Origin of the sequence: Streptomyces sp. A1277 (genome assembly GCF_004795015.1) — a bacterium.
GTDB lineage: Bacteria > Actinomycetota > Actinomycetes > Streptomycetales > Streptomycetaceae > Streptomyces.
This window is the reverse complement of record NZ_SSBI01000004.1, coordinates 200,681-216,955: the sequence shown is the minus strand read 5'-3', so window position 1 is coordinate 216,955 and position 16,275 is coordinate 200,681. Positions and strand designations below refer to the sequence as shown.

General features: G+C 72.3%; 11 protein-coding genes and 1 pseudogene. 10 read left to right on the top strand and 2 right to left on the bottom strand.

What is annotated here, in order from left to right; translation table 11 throughout:
* A pseudogene (locus E6R18_RS04805) lies at positions 1-164 on the top strand (electron transfer flavoprotein subunit alpha/FixB family protein); the annotation flags it as partial.
* A gap of 73 nt (positions 165-237) precedes the next feature.
* Here the strand turns inward: E6R18_RS04805 and E6R18_RS04800 are convergent.
* Entirely contained in the window at positions 238-1,413 is a 1,176-nt protein-coding gene (locus tag E6R18_RS04800) for a macrolide family glycosyltransferase (RefSeq protein WP_206308215.1), read from the bottom strand.
* A gap of 437 nt (positions 1,414-1,850) precedes the next feature.
* Positions 1,851-3,239 (bottom strand): lipase family protein, encoded by a 1,389-nt coding sequence (locus E6R18_RS04795; protein WP_136315564.1) that lies wholly within the window; start codon positions 3,237-3,239, stop codon positions 1,851-1,853.
* Positions 3,240-3,507: 268 nt separating this feature from the next.
* On the opposite strand from E6R18_RS04795, the gene E6R18_RS04790 reads away from it, so the two are divergent.
* The 9 genes from E6R18_RS04790 (at position 3,508) to E6R18_RS04750 (ending at position 16,268) form a co-directional block, all read left to right on the top strand.
* Positions 3,508-4,320 (top strand): SAM-dependent methyltransferase, encoded by an 813-nt coding sequence (locus E6R18_RS04790; protein WP_136315563.1) that lies wholly within the window; start codon positions 3,508-3,510, stop codon positions 4,318-4,320.
* A gap of 131 nt (positions 4,321-4,451) precedes the next feature.
* Positions 4,452-5,534 (top strand): hypothetical protein, encoded by a 1,083-nt coding sequence (locus tag E6R18_RS04785; protein WP_136315562.1) that lies wholly within the window; start codon positions 4,452-4,454, stop codon positions 5,532-5,534.
* Between the two features lie 61 nt (positions 5,535-5,595).
* A complete protein-coding gene (locus tag E6R18_RS35225; protein ID WP_136315561.1) occupies positions 5,596-6,045 on the top strand; it encodes a helix-turn-helix transcriptional regulator in 450 nt (149 codons plus the stop codon).
* Between the two features lie 109 nt (positions 6,046-6,154).
* Entirely contained in the window at positions 6,155-8,536 is a 2,382-nt protein-coding gene (locus E6R18_RS04775; protein WP_136315560.1) for an excinuclease ABC subunit UvrA, read from the top strand.
* 793 nt (positions 8,537-9,329) lie between these two features.
* Positions 9,330-11,741 carry a nitrate- and nitrite sensing domain-containing protein gene (locus tag E6R18_RS04770; RefSeq protein WP_136315559.1) on the top strand — a complete coding sequence of 804 codons (2,412 nt, stop codon included), beginning with the start codon at positions 9,330-9,332 and terminating at the stop codon, positions 11,739-11,741.
* Positions 11,738-12,142, top strand: a complete 405-nt coding sequence (locus tag E6R18_RS04765) for a roadblock/LC7 domain-containing protein (protein ID WP_136315558.1) — start codon at positions 11,738-11,740, stop codon at positions 12,140-12,142. The genes E6R18_RS04770 and E6R18_RS04765 overlap by 4 nt, the downstream gene beginning before the upstream one ends.
* Positions 12,143-12,242: 100 nt before the next feature.
* The gene (locus E6R18_RS04760; RefSeq protein ID WP_136315579.1) at positions 12,243-13,451 is read left to right on the top strand and encodes an ABC transporter substrate-binding protein; all 1,209 of its coding nucleotides are present in this window, start codon (positions 12,243-12,245) and stop codon (positions 13,449-13,451) included.
* Between the two features lies 1 nt (position 13,452).
* Complete coding sequence (locus E6R18_RS04755) at positions 13,453-15,447, top strand: ABC transporter permease (protein WP_136315557.1); 1,995 nt, start codon at positions 13,453-13,455, stop codon at positions 15,445-15,447.
* Positions 15,444-16,268: an ATP-binding cassette domain-containing protein gene (locus tag E6R18_RS04750; protein ID WP_136315556.1), complete on the top strand. Its 825-nt coding sequence runs from the start codon at positions 15,444-15,446 to the stop codon at positions 16,266-16,268. The genes E6R18_RS04755 and E6R18_RS04750 overlap by 4 nt, the downstream gene beginning before the upstream one ends.
* The last annotated feature ends 7 nt before the right edge of the window (positions 16,269-16,275 follow it).

The window sequence follows — 16,275 nt, the reverse complement described above, 5'->3', positions numbered from 1 at the left end:
GTGCGATCCAGCACCGGGCGGGGATGCAGACCTCGAAGACGATCGTCGCGGTCAACAAGGACTCCGAGGCCCCGATCTTCGACCTCGTCGACTACGGCGTCGTCGGTGACCTCTTCGACGTCGTCCCCCAGCTCACCGAGGAGATCAACACCCGCAAGGGCTGACACCTCGTCATCGGCGTTGCCCGGCCGGGGCGGTGAACCGGGAAACCCCGTTCACCGCCCCGGCCGCGCCGTATCAGCCGAGCAGCTCCTCCACCAGGTCGGCGGCCCGCCGGGTGCCGCCCTCCGCCCGGGCCTCGTCGCGCAACCGCGCCGAGCGCCGCGCGACCTCCGGGTCGGAGGCGAGCGCCAGGAGGGCTTCGCGCAGCGCTTCGGGGGTGGCGTCATCGGTGTCGATGCGGCGGGCCACACCGAGCTCGACGAGCTTGTCCGCGTTCATGAACTGGTCCACGCCCTGCGGCACGGCGATCATCGGCACCCCGGTGTACAGGCCCTCGGAGCTGCCGCCCATGCCGGCGTGCGTGACGAAGGCATCGGCCTGGTGCAGGATCGCCAACTGCGGTACCCAGCGGTGCACTTCGACGTTGCCGGGGATCGTGCCCAGGTCCGCTCGGTCGGTCTGCTTGCCGATCTGGAGCACCACGTGCCAGCCGGGCAGGTCGCCGTAGGCGTCCAGGCAACTGCGGTAGAACGCGGGGCGGTTGGTGTACGCCGACCCCAGCGAGACCAGCAGCACCTTCTCCGCCCCGGTGGGACGGGTCCAGGTCTGCTCGTCGCCGCGCCCGGCGAAGCAGGGGCCGACGAACGTGACGGTGTCGGTGTCGACGTCGTCGGCGTGCGGCTGCATCGCCCGGGGGATCAGGGCCAGGGTGTGGCCGGGGCGCCCGACGAAGGCGTCCATGTCCGTGGTGGCCGCGCCGCAGCCGGCGAGCCACTGCGTGAACTTGGCCCGGTAGGCGTCGGCGCCCGGCAGCTCCCACAGGTGCACCGCCACGTCCTGCTCGTAGCTCCGCCACCCGACGAACGTCGGGTACAGCTGCATGAGGGGTCGGTTCTGCGACTCGGCCAGCACACGCGCGGGGTACGCGCCGATGTCGTAGAGGTAGAGGTCCGCCGGGTCCCGGTCGTAGACGGCGCGCAGCTGCGGCAGGGCGCGGATGGCGTCGTCGAGGAAGAGGCCCATGGCGGCGATGGGGTCGTCGGGCCAGTTGTCGTCGCCCACCGGGAGCACGGAGTCGTACGGGACGAAGGTGGCGCCGGTGGCTTCGATGCGCTCGGCCATCACCGGGTCGTTGGCGTAGGTGACGCGGTGGCCGCGGGCCACCAGTTCGCGGATGACCTCGATGCTCGGCAGGACATGGCTGACGGCGGGGATGCCGACCATGGCGATATGGGCACGGCGACGGGACATGGGGAATCACTCGTTTCAGCTCTGCGGCGGAAGTGGACACGGCGGACCGGCGCGTCGGCCACCCCGGCGAAGGCCGGGCCGTGGGCGCGCGCATGCGGTGTGCCGGACGGGGTCGGGGGCCTGCCCCGTCCGCGTCAGCCGTAGAGCTGGCAGATGTTCATACCCGCGACCCTAACCGCCGCCCGCACCGCGCGCACGCGGTTTCCCGTCGGTGCGGACCGGGCGGCGGTTCCGGTGCGTCAGCCGAGACCGGGGCCGGCGGTCAGCGTTCCGGCCGGCGCCGGGACGGTCTCGCTGAGTCCGCTGAGCCGGGCCCGGGCGCGGGCCGGCCGAAGTGCTCCGCTCCGCCGTCTCATCCCCGGGTCGGGCGGAGGCGGGGGCCCTCGAATGGGGTCCGCGCCCGCCCGGTGGGACCGGACGGGCGCGGCGGCCGGGTGTCAGGGCTGGATCGGCATCGACCAGCAGTTGGAGGTGGCCGGCTTGCCCGAGAGGCGGTCGGTCATCCAGGAGATGGCGTCCCCCTGGTCGGTGATGAACGGGACCAGGTGGTTGGTGAGGATCTTGTCGCCCAGGTTGGGCAGGATGACGGCGTCGTAGGTGACGCTGCCGCCCTTGCGGCACCAGTCCACGGCGAGCTGACGTGCCTGGTTGTGCGGCACGATGTCGTCCTGGACGCCGGTCGCGAGCCGCACCGGCCCGGCGGGCTTGAGGGCGCCGATGCGCTGCTTGTCGAGCGCGGCCCGCGCCCTGGGCTCGGCGGCGATGATGTCGCCGAGGGACTTGCCGGAGGTGGTCCACTTGGTGCTCTTGGCGAAGCCGTAGCCGAGGATCGCGTCGCCGACGCACATGGTCGAGGCGTCCTTCAGCGCAGCCCGCCCGGCGTCGTTGATGTTGGCCTCCACGACGTCGCGCAGGTCGGGGTCGGCCTGCGCGAAGCCGTTGATCGACCAGGCCAGGGCGCCGGCCAGGGCGCTGCCGTCGATGCCCTTCATGACCGCGGTCAGGTCGGCCGGCGGCGCCCCGGAGTAGGTGCCTGCGAGGGTGACGTCGGGGGCGTACGAGGGCTGGAGCTCGGCGGCCGCCGCGCTGGCCCCGCCGCCCTGGCTGTAGCCGTACAGGCCGGTACGGGACTGGGGCGTGAGCGAGGTGCCGGGCAGCGCGTGCGCGGCGCGGGCCGCGTCGAGCAGCGCGTGGCCCTCGTCCACCCGGTTGACGTAGGTGTGCAGGCGGTCGGTGGTGCCGAGGCCCACGTAGTCGGTGACGACGACGGAGACACCGGCGGACAGGAGCCGGTAGACGGCGAGGATCTCGTAGCCGACCGACACGGTGTCGCCGGTCAGGGTCAGCGGGTTCTGCAGTGCCAGCGAGGGCGCGCACTGGTCGCCCTGGCCCATGGTGCCCGAGGCCAGCGCCACCAGCGGGCGCGGGCCGCTGCCCTTCCAGGCGGCCGAGGGTTCGATGTAGGCGCCGGTCACCGCGACCGGCTGCCCGTTCGAGTCGGTCGACCGGTACATCAGGCGGGTCGCCCGGCCCGGCATCGGGCGGCCGTCCAGGCCGGGCAGGCTCGCGCCGAGCGGCAGGGCCTCCTGGCGGATCAGCGCCCCGTTGGCGGCGGGCAGTTCGGCGGGCGGGTTGTAGAAGGCGGGGATGGTCACGCCCCGGGACACGACGGGCCCGGTGCCGTCCGTGGCGGACGCGGGCGCGGCGTACGCGGCGACGCAGGCCGCCGCGGTCACGGCGACGGCCGCCGCACGCAGGGTGCCGGTGCGCCGGTGGGTGGGGGTCGGGGGGACGGTGGAACGCGAACGGCTGTCCTTGCGGCTCACAGCTCACTCCTCGCTCTGCTCCGGTGATACGGGTGAGCGCAAACTAGCAGCGGTAGTTACCAGAGGTAACCCACGAGTAAGTTACGCTGTGGTAACTATCGTCCGGGCCCTCTCCCCGGGTGTGCGCACCGCCCAAGCCGTCTGTCGGGCGCGGGAATTGCGCACCGCCGCCCCGGACCGGCGGGTGAACTCTCCCGTGCCGGCCGTTCAGTTGCCTATCCTGGGCGCGAGCTGATCATCCGCAGCCTCCCGCACCCTGGAGTTGGCCATGTCCCGACCGGAGAACACCACCGCCCCGCTCATCGACACCAGCAAGCCGCATCCCGCGCGGATGTACGACTGGTTCCTGGGCGGCAAGGACAACTACCCGGTGGACGAGGCCATGGGCCGCCAGATGCTGGCCGTCGAACCGAACGTGCCGGTGATGGCGAAGATCAACCGCGCCTTCATGCACCGGGCCACCCGCTGGCTGTCCGCCCAGGGCGTCCGGCAGTTCCTCGACATCGGCACCGGGATACCCACCGAGCCCAACCTGCACCAGGTCGCCCAGGCGGCCGAGCCCACCACCCGGGTCGTCTACTGCGACAACGACCCGATCGTGCTGGCCCACGCCGAGGCGCTGCTCAAGGGCACGCCCGAGGGCGTCATCGACTACGTGCAGGCCGACGCCCGCAACGTCGACACGATCCTCGAACGCGCCGGAAAGACGCTGGACTTCAGCGCCCCGGTGGCCCTGTCGATGATCGCGCTGCTGCACTTCGTGAGCGACGAGGACGGCGCCTACGAGCTGGTGAGCCGGCTGACCGACGTCCTCGCGCCCGGCAGCTACATGGTGATCTCGCAGATCACCGCCGACTTCCACCCGGAGGAGGCCCGCCAGGTGGACGAGATGTACCGGGCCAACACGCTCACGCTGGCGCCGCGCAGCCGCGCCCAGTTCGCCGCGTTCTTCGACGGGCTGGAGATGGTGGAGCCCGGCGTCGTCGCCGCCGAGGCATGGCACCCCGAGCTCGGCGAGCCGGTCCCCGGCACGGGCGAAGTCGTCACCCCGGGTTACGTGGCGGTCGGCCGCAAGCCGTAACGCGACCGCTCATCCACACAGGCCCGGTGGGCACTTGACGCGGAAGCCGCCCGCGCCCGGTGTCACCGGGCTGTGTGATGATGCACGGAAAAACGGGCCGGCCGGGGTGCCGGGAGGGGCGGGAGCGCAGCGTGGACACGGGCGGGTCATCCATACCGGACGAGGAGTGGGAGCGCTTCCTGCGGGAGGCCGAGGCCGGAACCGCCGGCGCCCCCGAGGAGCCGTCTGCCCGGGCCCGGATGGTGGCCCAGCGGCTGCGGGAGGAGACCGGCCCGCCCGAACCCTGGCGCACCCACCAGCCGCCCCGGCGGCGCGGCAAGGGCCGGTACGCGGTGGCCCTGCTGGTCGTCGTCGCGCTGCTCGTCGTGGCCCTCAAGCCGGGCCTGGTGACCGGCTGGTTCGGGTCCGACGACGCCGGGGCCCCGCTCGCCGCCGAGTCGGTCCGCCCCAGTGCGCCGCCCGCCACCGAGGGGGCCGGCCAACGCCCCACACTGGACGAGCCGTTCAGAGGGTCACCGGCGGCGCGCTGGGCCGACGGCGCGGCCGGGATCACGCTGCCCGCGGCGCGGGCGACCGGCTGGATGAGCAGGAAGCAGGTGGCGCAGGCGCTCGACGGCAGCCGGGCCTTCCTCGTGGACGCCGGTCTGGACCCCGGCGTGCTGCGCGGGGAGCGTCCGGCGAAGGCCATCGCGGCGCTCAACCCGAAGCAGGCCGACACCAAGGCGTACCTGGCGAGCGCCTTCGACAGCCCGTCGCGGAAGAACAACCCGCTGCTGCTGTTCAGCCGCTTCGATCCGTCGTACGCGCGCCCGGCCGGCGAGGTGGTCAAGACGCGCGGCCGGATCACGTACCGGGAGGGCGAGCGGGGTGCGGTCGAGGTGACCGCCGACGTCACCTTCGTCTATCCGCTCGTGCGGGCGGCCGAGGGCAGCGGGGGCGTCGCCCGCACGGTCGTGCGCCGGGAGATCGTGATGAGCTGGGACGACCCGTCGAAGGTGATCACCGAGCCGGGGACCTTCACGCTGCTGTCCTACAAGGTGGACTCCGCCAACGGCGGCTGCGACAACGACACCGGCTACTTCGTCCCCGCCTTCGACGAGGGAGCCGGCACGGGCGAGGGGCCTTTGGTGGACCCGTACGACCGGAGCGCCTCGATGGACGACCTGACGCGGGACCGGAGCGAGTGGGAGTGCGGCACCTACACGCGTACGTGATCTCCGCCGCCCGCCCGTCGATTCCCGGCGGGCGGCGCCCCCACCCCGTACGCTTCCGACCGTGACCAGCAAACCCGACGCGGCGCAGCACCTGCGCGACCTCGCCCGGCTGCGCCGGGTCCGCGACCGGATCGACCGCGAGTACGCCCAGCCCCTGAACGTCGAGGCGCTCGCGCGCGGGGCGCACATGTCGGCCGGACACCTCAGCCGCGAGTTCCGGCGCGCGTACGGGGAGTCGCCGTACGGCTACCTGATGACCCGGCGCATCGAGCGGGCGATGACGCTGCTGCGCCGGGGGGGCATGAGCGTGACCGAGGTGTGCTTCGCGGTCGGCTGCGCGTCGCTCGGCACGTTCAGTACACGCTTCACCGAGCTGGTCGGGATGCCGCCGAGCACGTACCGGCAGGAGGCGGCGCGGGCGACGGCGGGGATGCCGTCGTGCGTGGCCAAGCAGGTGACCCGTCCGGTCAGGAATGGAGAAGCACGGCCGCCGGGAGCCCCGCTAGCGTGAGGAACGTCAGGCGGGTCGGGTCCGCCGGGGCTTACGCGGAAGGGCCGCCGTTCAGGCCGGGCGGCGACGACGGGGCTGCTCGGCGGCCCCGCCAACCGAGGGAGACACGATGAGCAGGGCCACCGGCAAGGTCGCGCAGCCGCACATCGCCGACAGCCACGATCTGATCCGTGTGCACGGGGCGCGCGTGAACAATCTGAAGGACGTCAGCATCGAGATCCCCAAGCGCCGGCTGACGGTGTTCACGGGTGTCTCCGGTTCCGGTAAGAGCTCGCTGGTGTTCAACACCGTCGCGGCCGAGTCGCAGCGGCTGATCAACGAGACCTACAGCGCCTTCGTCCAGGGATTCATGCCGGCCCTGGCCCGGCCCGAGGTGGACGTCCTCGAAGGGCTGACCACCGCGATCATCGTCGACCAGCAGCGGATGGGCGGCGACACCCGCTCCACGGTGGGCACCGCCACCGACGCCAACGCCATGCTGCGCATCCTCTTCAGCCGCCTCGGCTCCCCGCACATCGGCCCGCCCAGCGCGTACTCCTTCAACACCGCGTCCGTGAAGGCGAGCGGTGCGATCACCGTCGAGCGCGGCAACAAGAAGGCCGTGAAGGCGACCTTCAGCCGGACCGGCGGCATGTGCACCGAGTGCGAGGGGCGGGGCACGGTCTCCGACATCGACCTGACCCAGCTCTACGACGACTCCAAGTCACTCGCCGAGGGCGCGTTCACCATCCCCGGCTGGAAGTCGGACAGCTTCTGGACCGTGCGGGTGTACGCGGAGTCGGGGCTGCTCGACCCGGACAAGCCGATCGCGAAGTACACCGGGAAGGAGATGCAGGACTTCCTCTACCGGGAGCCGACCAAGGTCAAGGTGGAGGGCGTCAACCTCACGTACGAGGGGCTGATCCCCAAGATCCAGAAGTCCTTCCTGTCCAAGGACAAGGACTCGCTCCAGCCGCACATCAGGGCGTTCGTGGAGCGCGCGGTCACCTTCACCACCTGCCCCGCCTGCGAGGGCACCCGGCTCAGCGAGGGCGCCAGGTCCTCGAAGATCGCCGGCATCAGCATCGCGGACGCCTGCGCGATGCAGACCAGCGACCTGGCCGCCTGGATCCGCGGCCTGGACGAGCCCTCGGTGGCGCCGCTGCTCACCGCGCTCCGGCAGACCCTGGACTCGTTCGTGGAGATCGGCCTCGGCTACCTGGCGCTCGACCGTCCGGCGGGCACCCTGTCCGGCGGCGAGGCGCAGCGCGTCAAGATGATCCGCCACCTCGGCTCCTCGCTGACCGACACCACGTACGTCTTCGACGAGCCGACCGCCGGTCTGCACCCGCACGACATCCAGCGGATGAACAACCTGCTGCTGCGCCTGCGGGACAAGGGCAACACCGTCCTGGTAGTGGAGCACAAGCCGGAGACCATCGCGATCGCCGACCACGTGGTGGACCTCGGTCCCGGCGCCGGTGCGGCGGGCGGCACCGTCTGCTTCGAGGGCACGGTCGACGGGCTGCGCGCCTCGGACACCGTCACCGGCCGCCACTTCGACGACCGGGCCACGCTCAAGGAGTCCACCCGCAGGCCCACCGGCGTGCTGGAGGTGCGCGGTGCGACGGCGAACAACCTGCGCGGCGTCGACGTGGACATCCCGCTCGGGGTGCTGACCGTCGTCACGGGCGTCGCCGGGTCCGGCAAGAGCTCGCTGATCCACGGCTCGGTGGCCGGGCGGGACGGGGTGGTGCCGGTCGACCAGAGTGCGATCCGGGGTTCGCGGCGGAGCAACCCGGCCACGTACACCGGGCTGCTCGACCCGGTCCGCAAGGCGTTCGCCAAGGCCAACGGCGTGAAGCCGGCCCTGTTCAGCGCCAACTCCGAGGGCGCGTGCCCCACCTGCAACGGCGCGGGCGTCGTCTTCACGGACCTGGCGATGATGGCGGGCGTCGCCACGGTGTGCGAGGAGTGCGGGGGCAAGCGGTTCCAGTCCTCCGTGCTCGAATACCGGCTCGGCGGCCGGGACATCAGCGAGGTGCTCGCGATGCCGGTGGCCGAGGCGCAGGAGTTCTTCGGCTCGGGCGAGGCGCGTACGCCGGCCGCGCACCGCGTACTCGAACGCCTCGCGGACGTCGGACTCGGCTACCTCGGCCTCGGCCAGCCGCTCACCACGCTCTCCGGGGGCGAGCGCCAGCGGCTGAAGCTCGCGACGCACATGGGCGAGAAGGGCGGTGTGTACGTGCTCGACGAGCCGACCACCGGCCTCCACCTCGCGGACGTGGAGCAGCTGCTCGGCCTGCTCGACCGGCTCGTGGACGCGGGCAAGTCCGTCATCGTCATCGAGCACCACCAGGCGGTCATGGCGCACGCCGACTGGATCATCGACCTGGGACCCGGCGCCGGGCACGACGGCGGCACGCTCGTTTTCGAGGGCACCCCCGCCGAGCTCGTCGCCGCCCGTTCGACCCTGACGGGCGAGCACCTCGCGCAGTACGTGGGCGCCTGAGCGAAGCCGTACGCGGCGTGGGCGCCTGAGCGAAGCCGTACGCGGCGTGGGCGCCTGAGCGAAGCCGTACGCGCCTGCCCGGCCCATGGTGGCCGGGCGGGCGCTTCTTCTCGCGCGCGCCGGGCCGGCGGTGGCCGCACCGGACACGCGATCAGGTCAAGGCGGCGGGCCGCGGAGCCCGTGCACCTTTTCAAGATGGCCGGTTCGCACCGGCGTGAGCCGTGTGCGAGGGCTGGCGAACCGTGACACACCGCCACCAACCTTGCGGGGTACGCCTCTTGGGGTCTGCGTCCTCCTGTGTCGTCGCGCGAGCGCGTGCCCGGCGGAAGCCGAACCAAAACAATCACCATCGCTAATCGGATCTAACCTTTCCGCAACAACCTGACACTCGGCAGCGGTTGGGCGGGCCGGGCCGGTCAGGGGCCCGTTGGTCATTCCGTCTTGTGGTGCGGGGCGCCATCCCGCCCGGTGGCACAGCAGTCAGGCGTGTGCGTACGGGCGGGACTTGATCATTCCGCTTAGCCTCATGGTGTTCCGCAGTGGAGACAGGTTTGATCGAAGCAGATCGTTTCTGCGCCTCTGAGTGAACGCAAATCTTCGACGCTGTCCGCATCCGGGGTTGTGTACTAGGCATAGGATCAAGCCGCGCCACAGGAGCCCCGTCCGCCCCGCCTGTCCTATCAGCAACTGTGCACACGATGTACGAGCGTCCCTACCGACACCCCCACAACCCGTTAACAGGTATCTGCGTGTCACCGATACTCAGCACCGGTTCCGGCGATGGAGCCGCGCAGTGAAAATCAATCGTCGTCTCGTCCTGCTCGTCACCGCGCCCCTCACCGTCGCGGTCGCCTTCTCCGCCCTGGCCCTCGCACCCGCGACCAACCAGGCCCTCCAGGCGAACCGGCTGGCCTCCATGGTCGATGTAGCCGCCGGTGCCGCCGATTTAACGCATCAACTGCAGCGTGAACGGGCGGCAGCCACCGCTCTGGTCTCGCACCAAGGGGACTCGGCCGCCTTCCAGGAGACGTCCGACGCGACCGACAAGAGCATCGCCGCCTTCAACAGCCGGACCAGCGGGCTCTCCGAGGTGCCCGGCAGCGCCCAGGAGGCGCTGGACCGCATCGACCGCTTCATCGACGAACTCCCCGCCCTGCGCGCGCAGGTGCGCTCGGGCAGCACCACGATCTCCGCACTCGCCTTCGGCTACCGCATCGTGATCGCGGACCTCAACGGCTACCGCGACGGCATCGCCCAGGCCGACGGTGTGGACGCCGACATCGCGGACCGCATCCGTGCGGCCGCCGCCCTGTCCGAGGCCGCCGAGCACACCGCCCAGCAGCAGGTCACCGTCATGAGGGCGCAGGCCGCCGGCGGCTTCACGGTCGCCTCGCAACGCACGTTCGACGCCACCCGGCTCGGCTACACCGAGTCGACCGGTGTCATGTTCGGCCTCGGCCCCGGCGAGTGGCGGACCTGGCTGGAGCGCACCCTCTCCGGCCCCAAGGCGCTGGCGTCCCGCAAGCTGGAGGACAAGATCGGGCGCACGGACACCAGCAAGTCCATCGGCGTCTCCCCCCAGGAGTGGCAGAAGGCGTCCGAGGACCGCCAGACCCTGCTGCACACGGTCGAGAAGCGGATCGACGAGTCCGTCGCCGCGACCGTCGACAGGGAGCGCACCCGGCTGCTGTGGACCGCCGGCGGCGAGGTCGCCCTCGTGCTGCTGACCCTGGTGGTCGTCGTCGTCGTCGCCATCCGCCTCGGCCGCGTCATGATCCGCCGGCTGCGCGACCTGCGCAACGCCGCGCACGAGGTCGCCCACACCCGGCTGCCCGCCGTCATGAGCGAGCTGTCCCAGCCCGGCGCGCTGAGCGGCTCCACGCCGGAGCAGGTCGCGGAACGGACCGGCAACCCGGTCGAGACCACCGGCGGGGACGAGATCGGTGAGGTCGGTGAGGCGTTCAACGCCGTCCACCACGAGGCCGTCCGGCTCGCCGCCGAACAGGCCCGCGTGCACGAGCAGTTCGCCGAGACCCTGGTCCGGGTGGCCCGCCGCGGCGCCCAGCTGACCAGCGTCATGGTGTCCGAGCTGGACACCGTGCAGCGCGACGAGGCCGACCCGGAGCGCATGAAGACGCTCTTCGCCCTCGACCACCTCGCCATCCGCATGGAGCGCAACACCAACAACCTGCTGGTGCTGGGCGGTTACGGCAACGCCCGGGTGCGCTCGGCGGACATCGGCTGCTCCACCGTGATCGTGGCCGCCGCCCAGCAGATCGAACGCTTCGACCGGGTGTCCCTGGGCGCCATCGAGGCCGGCATCGGCATCGCCGCCCGCGCCGTGCACGACGTCGCCCACATCCTGGCGGAGCTGCTGGACAACGCGACCCGCTTCTCGCCGCCCGACGCCCAGGTCGGGGTCGCCGTCTGGCGGCTCTGGGACCGGGCCGTCGTCCAGATCGTCGACGAGGGCGTCGGGATCTCCGCGGAGCGCCGTGCCGTGCACAACGCCGCGCTGCGCGAGCCCAAGGCGGGCATCGGGGACGTCCGGTCCATGGGCCTGCACGTGGTGGCGCGGCTCGCCGCCCGTCACGGCATCGTTGTCGAGCTCCGCGACTCCTCGGGCCCGGGCACCATCGCCGAGGTCACCCTGCCCAAGGCCGTGCTGGCCGAGGTCCCCGTCGAGGCTCCGCCCGTCCAGGGCACGCCGGGCGAGGGCCGGGGCGACGAGGTCCGCTACGAGGCGCCGCGTCCGGTCACCGCCGGCCGCAAGCCGCGCGACGTGCGGGGCCGCGTCGGGCGCCCCGTCGGCGCGGGTACCGGTGCCCGCCCGGGCGGCGCCGACGCGGGCAGGCGCGAGGACCACGAGGGCCCGGCGCGCGGGAGCGGCACCGACCCGCGCGAGAGCGGCTCCGCGCCCGCCCCGCACCCCGTGCACGACGAGCAGGTCTCCCGCATCGCCGGGGTCAGCTCGTCCGGCCTGCCCCTCCGGCAGCGCAACACGCCCCAGCAGTGGCCCAGCCTGGGCAAGCGGGGCGGCACCGATCAGCGGTCCGGCGCCGCCACGCCGAGGCCGACTCCCCGCCGCCGGGACTCCCGGCAGGTCTCCGACGTCCTCGCGGCCTACGCCCAGGGCATCAACCGGAGCACGAACCCCCGCGGGCGTTCCGCCACCGATGACAACACCGAACGGACCAAGAAATGACCTCACCCACCGACCTGAGCTGGATCCTGAGCGACTTCGCCGGACGCATCCCGGAGGTCACCCAGGCGATAGCCGTGTCCGTGGACGGACTCGCGCTGGCGTACACCGGCGTGGAGCGCGACGACGCGGACCGGCTGGCCGCCATCGCCTCGGGCGTCGTCAATCTGCTCTCCGCCGCCGCGCAGCTGACCGACACCGACCCGGTCGAGCACAGCCTCACCGCCATGGAGGGCGGCTACATGTTCTCCATGGCCGTCTCCAGCGGTGCCTCGCTCCTGGTGACCACCACCAGGGACGCGGACATCGGTGAGGTCAGCTACATGATGTCCGAGCTGATCAACCAGGTCGGCGACTCGCTGTCCCCCCAGGTCCGTTCCCCGCACAACTCCCCCACGCACTGACCGTCGGCCGTTCCCCCACGGCCGCACCGACCCGTCCGCGGAGCCGACTCCGCGGTCGGGTCACACCGTTGCCCGACACACTCCCCCGATGAGAGCACTCATGTTCTTCGACATATCCCGCCGCACACGCCACCGCAGATTCGTCCGGCCGGCCGGCGCCGCCGCCCTCGCCCTCGGCCTGGCCGCCGTCACCGGATGCAGCAGCGACAGCGGCTCCGGCGACGAGACCATCAAGGTCGGCCTGGTCGCCTCGCTGTCCGGCACCTACAAGCCGGTCGGCACCGACCTGCGGGACGGCTTCGACCTGTACCTGAAGACGCACGACAACAAGCTGGGCGGGCGCAAGGTCGAGCTCATCGTCGCCGACGAGGGCGACGGCCCGCCGACCGCGGTCCCGGCCGCCACCAAGCTGGTCAAGAAGGACAAGGTCGACGTGCTGACCGGCCTCGTCAGCGGTGGCTCGGTCAACGCGGTGCTGCCGCTGGTCAACCAGGCCAAGATCCCGTTCCTGGGCTCCAACGCCCGGCCCGAAGTCAAGGACCCCGAGTACGTCTGGACGACGAGCTTCATGTCCGACGAGCCGGGCAAGGCCATCGCCCCGTACGTCAAGGAGAAGGTGAACGGACCGGTCTACGCGATCGGCCCGGACTACCAGGGCGGTTACGACGAACTGCGCGGGTTCACCGACGAGTTCAAGCGCATCAAGGGCGAACTCGCCAACCCCGACGGCAAGACGACCTGGACGCCGTTCCCGAAGACGACCAACTTCATGCCGTACTTCGCGGATATCGCCAAGACGGACGCCAAGGCCGTCTACTGCTTCTACGCCGGCAAGGCCGCGATCGACTTCGCCAAGCAGTACGCCCAGTCCGACATCGCCGACCTTCCGCTGTACACCGCCTTCGTCACCGAGGGCAGCGTGCTCCAGGCCGAGGGCGACGCCGCGAAGGACATCTACTCCGTCCTGAACTACGCGCCGGACCTCGACAACGCTGCCAACCGCAAGTTCGCCGCCGACTGGACCGCCGAGCACGACACCCAGCCGACCACGTACGCGATGTCGTCCTACGACGCCGCCGCCGTGCTGGACAAGGCGATCGCGGACGCCGCGAAGAAGGGCGACGTGACGCCGCAGACCATCAACAAGGCCATCGACGGCCTGGGCCAGATCGACAGCCCGCGCGGCTCCTGGGAGTTCAGCGCGAAGGCGCACGCGCCGGTGCAGACGTGGTACCTGCGCCAGGTGCGTCCGGACGGCAACCAGCTGTCCAACGTCATGGTCCAGGACCTGGCGACGCTCGGCGGCTGACATGGAGCTCCTTGATGCCCACCTCGTGCCGGCGGTGGACGGAGTGGCCTACGGGCTGCTGCTGTTCGTGGTCGCCGCCGGCCTGAGTCTCGCGTTCGGCACGGCCGGCGTACTGAACCTCTCGCACGGCATGCTGTACGCGATCGGCGCCTACACCGGCGCCGAGCTGAGCGACGGAACCTGGGGCGGCCTCGTCGTCGGACTGGCCGCCGGAACGGCGGCCGCCGCCCTCGCCGGGGCGGGCCTTTCCGCCGCGACGGTTCCGCTCGCCCGGCGTGGGCATCTCGCTCAAGCCCTGCTGACGTTCGGGATCGCGCTGGCCGGCGGTGATCTGCTCATCCAGTTCTTCGGGGCGGACGAGCTGCCGGTGCGCGTCCCCGGCGCGCTCGACTCCTCGGTCCACCTGCTGGGCCACCGCTACCCCGCCTACCGGCTCTGCTTCATCGCGATGGCCGTCGTCCTGGCGGCCTTCGGCACCTGGGTGCTGACCCGCACCCGGGTGGGGGCGGCGGTCCGGGCGTCGGCGGACGATCCGCAGATGCTCGCCGCCACCGGCCACAACCCCCGGGCCGTGCACACCGGTGTGCTCGCGGCGGCGGGCGCGCTGGCCGGAGCGGCGGGCGTGCTCGGGGCGCCGATCATCGGCCCCGGGCCCGGCACCTCCGAGAACGTCCTGATGCTGTCCCTCGTGGTCGTCGTCCTCGGCGGGCTGCGCTCGCTGTGGGCGACGTTCTTCGCGGCGGTCGCCGTGGGCGAGGTCCAGACCCTGGGCGTCTCGGTGCTCCCGGAGCTGGCCCCGTACCTGCTGTTCGCCGCGATGGCGGCGGTACTGGTGTTCCGCTCCCGCTTCGCGGAGCCGGCGGCGCACGAGGAGCGGGGCCCGTCCTCGGACCCGGTCTCCCGGCTCCGGCACCTGCTCGCCGCACGGTGGGAGAACCGTCCGCGTACGGCCCCGGCCCGGGAGACCGCCCCGGCGGCTCCCGGGCGGTTCGGGGCGTGGCCGCGCGGGGCCGGGTGGCGGCAGGCCGCCCCGCTGCTGGTGCTGCTCGCCCTGCTGTTCGCGCTGCCGGGGATGCTCGACTCGTACAGCATCTCGCTGGCCGGGTCCGCCCTGGCGCTGGGGCTGCTCGCGGTCAGTGTCACCGTCCTGACGGGTTACGCCGGGCTGCCCACCCTGGGGCAGACCGCCCCGTTCGCCGTCGGCGCGTACGCCACCGCCAACCTCGCGGACGCTGGCTGGACGATGGGCCCGGTCCAGATCGTCCTCTCGGCGCTGGCGGCGGCGGTGTTCTCGGCGCTGACCGGGCCCGCCGTGATCCGGGCCCGCGGCACCACCGTACTGATGATCACGCTCGCCGTCGGCGAGCTGACGAGTGCGGTGATCAACCAGGTCAAGTCCGTCACCGGCGGCGCCGACGGCCTGGTCGGCTTCCCGGCCACCCAGGCGCTGTGGGGCGGTGAGGGCATGACGCGGGAGCGCGAGCTGTACGTCTACGCGCTCGTCGTCGCCGTCGTCGCGGTGGCCCTCACCCTGCTGGTGCTGCGCTCCCCGGCCGGCAAGCTGCTGACCGGCACCCGGGGCGCCGAGGCGCGGATGCGCGCCTCGGGCCACCCGGTGGGGCGCTATCTGCTGGTGGCCCACATCTGCGCCGGCGCGCTGGCGGGCGTCGGCGGCTCGCTCATGGTCACCGTCCAGCAGTACCTCTCCCCCGCCGACGTCGGCTTCGAGATCGCCGCGTTCGCGCTGCTGGCCGTCGTCATCGGCGGCACGACGTCCGTCATCGGCGCCCTGCTGGGCGCCGGGCTGATCGTCTTCACCCGGGACTGGGTCGCCGGCTCCTGGCCCGGCCACGGACCGCTGCTCCTCGGGGCGCTGTTCATCGCCGCCGTGTATCTGCTGCCGCGCGGTCTGGCCGGTTTGCGCACCGCCCTCGGCCGCCCCGCCGCGCCCGTGGCCCAACCCACCCCGTCCCCCGCCGGGAAGGTCTCCGCATGACGCCCGCACCGACCGCCGCACCGGCCGCCCCCGTGCTGGACCTCGACCGCCTCACCCGCAGGTACGGCAGCCTCACCGCCGTCGACGACGTCAGCCTGCGGCTGGCCGAGGGCGCCCGGCACGCCGTCATCGGACCCAACGGCGCCGGCAAGACGACCCTGCTCAACCTCATCGCCGGCACCGACCGGCCCGACCACGGCACGATCGCCCTGAGCGGTACGGACGTCACCCGGGCGTCCACCGCCAAACGCAGCCGGCTGGGCATCGCCCGCAGCTTCCAGCAGCCTTCGGTGATCTCCGAACTGACGGTGCTGGACAACATCGTCCTGGCCGGGTGGCCGCACCACCCGGCGCGCCGCGGCGCCTGGCGCAGCCCGTCCCGCTACCGCCGGCACACCGAGACCGCGGGGCACCACCTGGAGACCGTCGGGCTCGCGGACCTCGCGCACCGCCCGGCCTCCACGCTCTCCCACGGGCAGCGCCGCATGCTCGACCTGGCCGCCGCCCTGGCGGGCGAGCCGCGCCTGCTGCTCCTGGACGAGCCGGCGGCGGGCCTCACCGACGGGGACATCGGCCGGCTGCTCGCCATCCTCGGCGCCCTGCCTTCGAGCGTCGCGGTCGTCCTGGTCGAGCACCACGTCGAGGTCGTCGCCCAGCTCGCGACGTCGGTCACCGTGCTGGCTGCCGGCCGGGTGCTGGTCACCGGCCCGACCCGTCAGGCGCTCGCCCACCCCGAGGTCCGCGACGCCTACCACAACACGGGCCCGATGGCCGGCGAGGCGCCGGACCTCGTCACCGGCACCACCGACGCGAGAGGATGACCGACCC

Bases quoted from the DNA above. Each gene is read 5' to 3' on its own strand.
- E6R18_RS04800 (WP_206308215.1), bottom strand. From the start codon at position 1,413: ATGTCCCGTCGCCGTGCCCATATCGCCATGGTCGGCATCCCCGCCGTC.
- E6R18_RS04790 (WP_136315563.1), top strand. From the start codon at position 3,508: ATGTCCCGACCGGAGAACACCACCGCCCCGCTCATCGACACCAGCAAG.
- E6R18_RS04775 (WP_136315560.1), top strand. From the start codon at position 6,155: ATGAGCAGGGCCACCGGCAAGGTCGCGCAGCCGCACATCGCCGACAGC.
- E6R18_RS04765 (WP_136315558.1), top strand. From the start codon at position 11,738: ATGACCTCACCCACCGACCTGAGCTGGATCCTGAGCGACTTCGCCGGA.
- E6R18_RS04760 (WP_136315579.1), top strand. From the start codon at position 12,243: ATGTTCTTCGACATATCCCGCCGCACACGCCACCGCAGATTCGTCCGG.
- E6R18_RS04755 (WP_136315557.1), top strand. From the start codon at position 13,453: ATGGAGCTCCTTGATGCCCACCTCGTGCCGGCGGTGGACGGAGTGGCC.
- E6R18_RS04750 (WP_136315556.1), top strand. From the start codon at position 15,444: ATGACGCCCGCACCGACCGCCGCACCGGCCGCCCCCGTGCTGGACCTC.